At 73.0% G+C, this 514-nt stretch carries 1 protein-coding gene; it reads right to left on the bottom strand.

Annotated elements, in window-relative coordinates; all coding sequences use genetic code 11:
* Window positions 1-514 (bottom strand): D-alanyl-D-alanine carboxypeptidase (locus CCN37_RS38030; protein WP_210408408.1); only part of this gene is annotated, 514 nt, incomplete at both ends.

The following is a 514-nucleotide window of genomic DNA, read 5'->3' on the forward strand; positions in this document are numbered from 1 at the left end:
TCGGCGAGCTTGCCCGCCGCGGAGCGGGCCGGGGTGGTGGTCCGCGCGGAGTCGCCGTTGGTGATGACGAGCCGTCCGCCGTCGAGCATCACGGGCTCCATCGGCGCCGCGTAGTCGTCGCCCTGGCCGTCCATGTCCGGGCCCTGCCAACCGGGTCCCTTGGTGTCGCCGCTGTAGGCGCTGGTGTCGACGAGGACCTTTCGGACCTGCTGGCCGTTGGTGGCCGCCTTGACCTTCGCGACCAGGTCGTCCAGCTTCGCCGCGCCCGGGTAGAAGCCCTTCGCCCCGCCGGAGATCGTCGGGTCACCGCCGCCGACCAGCACGATCGTGCCGGGCTCCGGGCCCTCGACGACCTTGGTGGTCAGCGTCGCCTGCGGGTCGAGCGCGAGCAGCGCCGCGGCCGAAGTGATGATCTTGGCGGTGGACGCGGGCGTCATCGCGGTGCCCGCGGACTTGTCCCACAGCACGTCGCCGTTGGCCGGGTCGACGACGGTGCCGCCGACCGTGCCCAGCA

Source organism: Allokutzneria sp. NRRL B-24872, from assembly GCF_002155965.1.
Taxonomy (GTDB): domain Bacteria; phylum Actinomycetota; class Actinomycetes; order Mycobacteriales; family Pseudonocardiaceae; genus Allokutzneria.